Here is a 6,839-nt window from a genome sequence, read left to right as displayed (position 1 = left end):
AGCTCTTCGCGGCCGCCCGCGTCGGAGATGCGCCGGGTCAGGGTCCCCACCACGGCGGCCCTCCGCACGGGCGCGCTGAGGGCTTCCGAGCGGACCTGCAGGACGGGGTCGAGCTCCAGCAGCGCGTGCCGCGCCGCCCGGGCGGCGACCGTGAGCCGTGGATCCTGAAGGGCCGCGAGGCGGGTGAGAAGGTGTGGTGGGACGATGCTGCAGTGCATTCGCTGCATGGGGCCTCCTTCGGTTGGACCCAACCTAGACCCGGAGGCCGACAATCCTCGGCACGTAGGCTTGCGCCATGAGTGCAGAGCGGAACACGCGCAGCCTGGAGCAGGGCATCGAGCGGGATTTCTCGGACAAGATGAGCTACGGGTCGTACCTGGAGCTGGACCGGCTGCTCGACGCGCAGCATCCCGTGAGCTCGCCCGAACACCACGACGAGATGCTGTTCATCATCCAGCACCAGACCTCCGAGCTGTGGCTCAAGCTCGTGCTGCACGAACTCACGGCCGTGCGCCTGAAGCTGCAGGGGGACGACCTGAGGGCGGCGATGAAGGGGATCGCACGCATCAAGCACATCCAGCGCTCCCTGACGGAGCAGTGGTCGGTGCTGGCGACTCTCACGCCGTCCGAGTACGCGGAGTTCCGCGGCGACCTGGGGTCCTCGAGCGGCTTCCAGTCCTACCAGTACCGCGCCGTCGAGTTCCTGCTCGGCAACAAGAACGAGGCCATGCTCCAGGTGTTCGCGGCGGACCCCGCGGCCGAGGCCCTCCTCTCGGACCTCCTGGACCGGAGCAGCGTGTACGACGAGTTCATCGCGCTCCTGGCACGGCGCGGGTATGCGATCCCGGCAGACCTGCTCGGGCGGGACGTCCGGGTGGCGCACGAGTTCCATCCCGCGCTCGTCGCCGTCTACAAGGAGGTGTACGAGGACGCCGCGGGCCACTGGGACATCTACGAGGCCTGCGAGGAGCTCGTGGACCTCGAGGACAACTTCCAGCTGTGGCGCTTCCGCCACCTGAAGACCGTCGCGCGGACGATCGGATTCAAGCCCGGCACCGGGGGGTCGTCCGGCGTCGGGTTCCTCCAGCGGGCGCTCGAGCTGACTTTCTTCCCCGAGCTCTTCGCCGTCCGCACCGAGATCGGCCGCTGAAGGGCGCGGATCGGTGCTGGTAGTTTTGGACGGTGCTGATCTCCGACCGCGACATCCGAGCAGAACTGTCCGCCCAGAGGATCGTCCTCGAACCCTTCGATCCCGCGATGGTGCAGCCCTCCAGCGTCGATGTCCGCATCGACCGCTACTTCCGGCTCTTCGACAACCACAAGTACGCCCACATCGATCCAGCCGAGGACCAGCCGGACCTCACGCGCCTGGTCGAGGTCGCACCCGACGAGCCGTTCATCCTCCACCCGGGGGAGTTCGTGCTCGGGTCCACCTATGAGACCGTCACGCTTCCCGACGACATCGCGGCGCGGCTCGAGGGCAAGTCGTCGCTGGGCCGGCTCGGGCTCCTCACGCACTCGACGGCGGGCTTCATCGATCCCGGCTTCTCCGGGCACGTGACCCTGGAGCTCTCCAACATGGCGACCCTGCCCATCAAGCTGTGGCCCGGTTCGAAGATCGGCCAGCTGTGCTTCTTCAAGCTGACCTCGCCCGCCGAGCACCCCTACGGGTCGGGGGAGTACGGCAACCGCTACCAGGGACAGCGGGGCCCGACGGCGTCGCGCAGCCACCTCAACTTCCACCGCACGGGCATCTGAGCCCTCACGCCTCGGGCACGACGGCACGCACCACCCGGGCCGGCGGCCGGACGGGCAGCAGGACGAGGAGTCCCGCGAGCAGGACCACGAGGATCCCGATCACGCCGTACAGCTGCGAGCCGAACACCCCGATGCACAGGGCGAACAGCGTCGGGGCGAGGAAGCTCACCGCACGGCCCGTCGTGGCGTAGAGGCCGAACAGTTCGCCCTCGTCGCCGACCGGCGCCAGCCGCGCGAGGTAGGCCCGCGACGACGCCTGCGCCGGTCCGACGAACAGGGTCAGCAGCAGCCCGAAGACCCAGAAGGTCGTGTCGGAGGTCCAGTCCATGCCGAAGAAGGAATGCGTCTCGGTCCCGAGCAGGAGGATCGCCGTCCCGGCCACCAGCAGGCCCACCAGGGCGCCGATGATCACGCGCTTCGGGCCGATGCGGTCGTCGAGGAAGCCGCCGATCACGGCGCCCGCCGCGGCGATGACGTTGGCGGCGATGGCGAAGACGATCACCATGCTCGCGGAGAACCCGAACGCACCGGCCGCCAGGATCCCGCCGAAGGTGAAGACCGCGGCGAGGCCGTCCCGGAAGATGGCACTGGCGAGCAGGAAGAAGATGGTGTGGGGGCTTTCCCGGTAGATGGCCTTCACGCGCCGCACCAGCAGACCGTAGGAGGCGAGGAACCCCAGCTGGGCGGCCCGGGCCCGCCGGGGGACCTCCGGCACGGCGAACATCACGGGCAGGGCGAACGCGGCGAACCACAGGGCCGAGAAGACGGCGACCAGCCGGATGTTCAGGCCGTCCTCGCTCGAGGCGCCCGCCCAGTCGACGACCGGCTGGATGAACACCACGAGGACCACCACGAGTGCCACGATGCCGCCCACGTAGCCCATGGCCCACCCGAAACCGCTGACCCGGCCGATCGTCGACGGGGTCGAGATCTGGGTCAGCATCGCGTTGTAGTTGACGCCCGCGAACTCGAAGAAGATGTGGGCGGCGGCGATGAGCGCGACGCCGAGGACCAGCATCCCGGGGCTTGGGAACACGAAGAAGCACAGCGCGGTCAGCACGGCCACGATCAGGGTGTTCACGCCGAGCCACAGCTTGCGGCGCCCCCCGCTGTCCGAGCGCTGCCCGGTGACCGGAGCCAGGAGGGCGATCAGCAGGCCGGCGACCGCGAGGCCCCAGCCGAGCACCTGTGAGGCCCGTTCCTCACCGCCGAAGGCGTCCGACGTGAGGTACACCGTGAAGACGAACGTGGTCATGACGGCGTTGAAGGCCGCCGAGCCCCAGTCCCACGACGCCCAGGCGAGGACGGGCTTGCTGAAGATGCGGCCTGAGCCCACGGCCGGAAGGGGAGCAGGGGCCTCCGCGGGGGGCGGAACCTGCTGATGGGTACTCATACGGTGAATGCTAGCGCCGTATGATCCTGGTCACGCCCGCACCCGTCGAAGGCGCGCGGCGAGCCGGACCGGCCGGTATCCGTGGAAGGCCGCGCCCATTCGTTCGATAGACTGGGGGTAGCCCGACCGACCCCCAGTGGAAGATCGAGACTCCCATGATCCCTGTGCTGCTAGCGATGTTCGCGCTGGCACTCGGAGCGCCCTTCCTCTTCTCGCGGCTCGGCCGGTCGGCCTTCTTCATCCTCGCCGCCGCCCCTGCTGCCGGCTTCGCCTGGCTTCTGGTCCAGCTGCCGCAGGTCCTCGCGGCGGACCAGGGTGCGCCGAACGGCCGGCCCGGTGCGCCGCCGTCCGTGGTGATCCCGTGGATCCCCAGCCTGCAGCTCGAGCTCGCCTTCCGGCTCGATGCGCTCGCCGCCGTCCTGTGCATCCTGATCCTCGGCGTGGGAGCACTGGTCCTCTTCTACTGCGCGCGCTACTTCAAGAGCGACGACCCGGACGTCGGTGCCTTCGGCGCACAGTTGCTGGCCTTCGCCGCGTCCATGTTCGGGCTGGTCACCGCCGATGACCTGATCCTCATGTTCATCTTCTGGGAACTGACGACCATCCTGTCCTACCTGCTCATCGGCTATGCGCGTCAGCGGCTGTCGGCCAGGCGTTCGGCGCTGCAGGCGCTCATCGTCACGACCTTCGGCGGACTGGCGATGCTGGTGGGCCTGGTGATGCTCGGGGAGGCGGCGGGCACCTACCGGATCTCCGAGATCCTCGCCGGCGCCCAGGCGCTCGCGGGGCGGGGGGCGCTGGTCGACATCGCGATCGCGCTGGTCCTCGTCGGCGCCATCACCAAGTCCGCGCTCGTCCCGTTCCATTTCTGGCTGCCGGGAGCGATGGCCGCGCCCACGCCCGTGAGTGCGTACCTCCATGCAGCGGCCATGGTGAAGGCCGGGGTCTTCCTCGTCGCGCGCTTCGCCCCGGGGTTCGGCGAGACCACCTTCTGGTATCCCGTGATCTTCGTCCTCGGGATGGCCACGATGCTGCTCGGTGGGTGGCGCGCGCTGCGCCAGTTCGACCTCAAGCTCGTCCTGGCCTACGGGACCGTGAGCCAGCTCGGTTTCCTGACCATGGTGGTCGGGCTCGGCGGACCCGACGGCGCGGTAGCCGGCCTCGGGCTGCTGCTGGCCCACGGCTTCTTCAAGGCGACGCTCTTCCTGGTGGTCGGGATCATCGACCACCAGTCCGGGACGCGCGACCTCCGGGTGCTGTCCGGCGTCGGCGCCACGTCACCGGCGCTCTTCGCGGTCGCGCTGGTGGCGGCCGGATCGATGGCGGGCGTTCCGCCCCTGCTCGGGTTCGTGGCCAAGGAGTCCGTCCTCGAGGCCTTCGCGCACCGCGCCGAGGACGGTCCGGCCGGGACGCTCCTGCTGGGCGGGATCGTCCTCGGCTCGATCCTCACCTTCGCGTACAGCGCGCGGTTCGTGTGGGGTGCCTTCGCGCTGAAGCACGGCGAGCCGCAGACGCCGTTCAAGCGCGTCCGGATCTCCTTCCTGCTCGCGCCGGCCCTGCTCGCCGTCGCCTCGGTGCTGTTCGGGCTGTGGCCGGCACCCCTGGATGCCGCGATCCAGCCGTACGCCCGGCTGTTCCCGGACGGGGCCGCCACCCCGCACCTGGCCCTGTGGCACGGGTTCAACCTCCCGCTGCTGCTCTCGATGGTGACCATCGGTGCCGGCGTCGCGCTCTACCTGCTGCGGCGGCCCTTCGAGCGGCTGCAGGGCCGCCTGCCGGCCGTGCGGGAAGCGGAGGTGCTCTACCGGTCCCTGATCGGCGTCCTGGACGACGTCGCCGTCTGGATCACGGGGCGCACCCAGCGCGGCTCGCTCTCCTTCTACCTCTTCGTGATCCTGGCCACCGCCGTCGCCACACCGCTCGCGGCACTGATCCTGTTCGATGCCCCGCTGCCCTCGGACTTCCGGATCGCCGAATCGCCGGCCCAGGTCGTCGCGGCGGTCGTCATCCTCGGAGGGATCCTGGCGGCGCTGCGTTCCGACAAGCGGTTCATGGCCGTCCTGATGGTCGGCATCACCGGATACGGCATGGCGGTCATCTACGCCCTGCACGGCGCACCCGACCTCGCCCTCACCCAGATGCTCGTCGAGACGATCGTCCTGGTCGCATTCGTCCTCGCGCTGCGTTCGCTGCCGGCCCGCCTGTGGAACAGCAGCGGAAGCCGCCACCGCCTGCTCCGGGCGGGTCTCGGCATCGCGTTCGGCGGCATCATGGCCGTCATCGCGATGTCGGCCATGGCCTCCCGGAATGCCGCGCCCATCTCCCTCGCCTACCCGGAACTGGCGTACGACGAGGGCGGCGGGGCGAACGCCGTCAACGTCCTGCTCGTCGACATCCGCGCCTGGGACACGCTCGGCGAGATCACCGTGCTCGCGATCGCCGCCACCGGCATCGCGAGCCTGATCTTCATCCGCGGACGCGGTGATCGGAGGCGACGCGCCGATGACGTCGAGGACGGGTCGGTCGACCGGGGCCAGGAGCCGCTGAACGCCGGGGGCCGGGAGTCCGCCGCCCGCCTGCTCGCGGCCCGCTTCGCCGATGTTCCGCGGGACCCCTGGCTCGTCGCGGGCAGGACCCTCGCGCCCGAGCGGCGGTCGATCATCTTCGAGGTCATCACGCGCCTGCTCTTCCACACGATCATCCTCCTGTCGATCTACCTCCTGGTCGCCGGCCACAACCTCCCGGGCGGCGGGTTCGCCGGCGGGCTCATGGCAGGGATCGCGCTCGCGGTCCGCTACCTCGCCGGTGGACGGTTCGAACTCGCGGAGGCCAGCCCGGTCAGCGCCGGCGCGTTGCTCGGCGTGGGGCTCGCGATCGTCTCGCTGACGGCCGCCGCCCCGCTCCTGTTCGGCGGAGCGGTCCTCGAGAGCTACATCCTGGAGTTCTGGCTGCCGGTCTTCGGCGACGTGAAGTTCGTGACCTCGACCGTCTTCGACATCGGCGTCTACATCATCGTCGTCGGTCTCGTCCTTGACGTCCTGCGCAGCCTCGGGTCGGAGATCGACGAGCGCAGCGAGACCGAGAGCCCGGTCGAGGAACACCCCGGCTCCGATGCCCTCGTCCCGCCCGCCGTGGAAGGAGCACAGCCATGACCGTGAACATCACCCTGATCGCGCTGATGGCCGCCTTCTTCGCCGCCGGGATCTACCTGCTGCTCGAACGGAGCCTGACCCGCGTGCTCCTGGGCCTGATCCTGATGGGCAACGGGGCCAACATCCTGATCCTCGCGATGAGCGGAGGCGGCGGGAAGTCCCCGCTCTACGTCGCGGGGACACCGGCCGAGGGGTATACGGACAGCCTGCCGCAGGCGCTGATCCTGACGGCGATCGTCATCACCTTCGCCGTGACGGCCTTCATGCTGGGCATCATCTACCGCTCGTGGGTGCTGGGTCGCGAGGACAGCGTCCAGGACGATCCCGAGGATCGCCGCGTCGCGGACCAGGACAGCTACGACTACGAGGACGACGCCGACATCGCTGCCGATACTTCCGAATTCTCCGACGACGAGGGCTCCGCGACCGTGCCCGACGGCGGGCCCGGGCCCGACGGGCCGACGGCCGGGGTCCGCCGATGATCGCCGCCGACCTCGCGCCCCTCGCCGTCGTCCTGCCGTTCCTCGGAGCGGCGG

At 69.8% G+C, this 6,839-nt stretch carries 5 protein-coding genes and 1 pseudogene; 4 read left to right on the top strand and 2 right to left on the bottom strand.

Features of this window, described 5'->3' with window-relative positions; translation table 11 throughout:
* A pseudogene (locus tag CVO76_RS11390) lies at positions 1–227 on the bottom strand (M4 family metallopeptidase); the annotation flags it as partial.
* A 68-nt stretch (positions 228–295) separates the two neighbouring features.
* On the opposite strand from CVO76_RS11390, the gene CVO76_RS11385 reads away from it, so the two are divergent.
* Both CVO76_RS11385 and dcd read left to right on the top strand, forming a co-directional pair.
* The gene (locus CVO76_RS11385) at positions 296–1,150 is read left to right on the top strand and encodes a tryptophan 2,3-dioxygenase (RefSeq protein WP_208739330.1); all 855 of its coding nucleotides are present in this window, start codon (positions 296–298) and stop codon (positions 1,148–1,150) included.
* Between the two features lie 32 nt (positions 1,151–1,182).
* Positions 1,183–1,758 (top strand): dCTP deaminase, encoded by a 576-nt coding sequence (dcd, locus tag CVO76_RS11380; protein WP_133081329.1) that lies wholly within the window; start codon positions 1,183–1,185, stop codon positions 1,756–1,758.
* Between the two features lie 4 nt (positions 1,759–1,762).
* Here the strand turns inward: dcd and CVO76_RS11375 are convergent, their stop codons facing one another.
* Complete coding sequence (locus tag CVO76_RS11375; protein ID WP_208739329.1) at positions 1,763–3,151, bottom strand: MFS transporter; 1,389 nt, start codon at positions 3,149–3,151, stop codon at positions 1,763–1,765.
* A gap of 155 nt (positions 3,152–3,306) precedes the next feature.
* Between CVO76_RS11375 and CVO76_RS11370 the strand changes: the two genes are divergently transcribed.
* Both CVO76_RS11370 and CVO76_RS11365 read left to right on the top strand, forming a co-directional pair.
* Complete coding sequence (locus tag CVO76_RS11370; protein ID WP_208739328.1) at positions 3,307–6,303, top strand: Na+/H+ antiporter subunit A; 2,997 nt, start codon at positions 3,307–3,309, stop codon at positions 6,301–6,303.
* The gene (locus CVO76_RS11365; protein ID WP_208739327.1) at positions 6,300–6,785 is read left to right on the top strand and encodes a Na(+)/H(+) antiporter subunit C; all 486 of its coding nucleotides are present in this window, start codon (positions 6,300–6,302) and stop codon (positions 6,783–6,785) included. Before CVO76_RS11370 ends, CVO76_RS11365 begins: the two co-directional genes overlap by 4 nt.
* The last annotated feature ends 54 nt before the right edge of the window (positions 6,786–6,839 follow it).

Source organism: Arthrobacter agilis (assembly GCF_002953615.1).
In the GTDB taxonomy this organism is placed as follows: domain Bacteria; phylum Actinomycetota; class Actinomycetes; order Actinomycetales; family Micrococcaceae; genus Arthrobacter_D; species Arthrobacter_D agilis_B.
The sequence above is the reverse complement of the archived record's forward strand: the minus strand, read 5'-3'. Positions and strand labels throughout refer to the sequence as shown.

Excerpts from the sequence above, each read along its gene's own strand:
- CVO76_RS11385 (WP_208739330.1), top strand. The coding sequence starts at position 296 with ATGAGTGCAGAGCGGAACACGCGCAGCCTGGAGCAGGGCATCGAGCGG.
- CVO76_RS11375 (WP_208739329.1), bottom strand. The coding sequence starts at position 3,151 with ATGAGTACCCATCAGCAGGTTCCGCCCCCCGCGGAGGCCCCTGCTCCC.
- CVO76_RS11370 (WP_208739328.1), top strand. The coding sequence starts at position 3,307 with ATGATCCCTGTGCTGCTAGCGATGTTCGCGCTGGCACTCGGAGCGCCC.
- CVO76_RS11365 (WP_208739327.1), top strand. The coding sequence starts at position 6,300 with ATGACCGTGAACATCACCCTGATCGCGCTGATGGCCGCCTTCTTCGCC.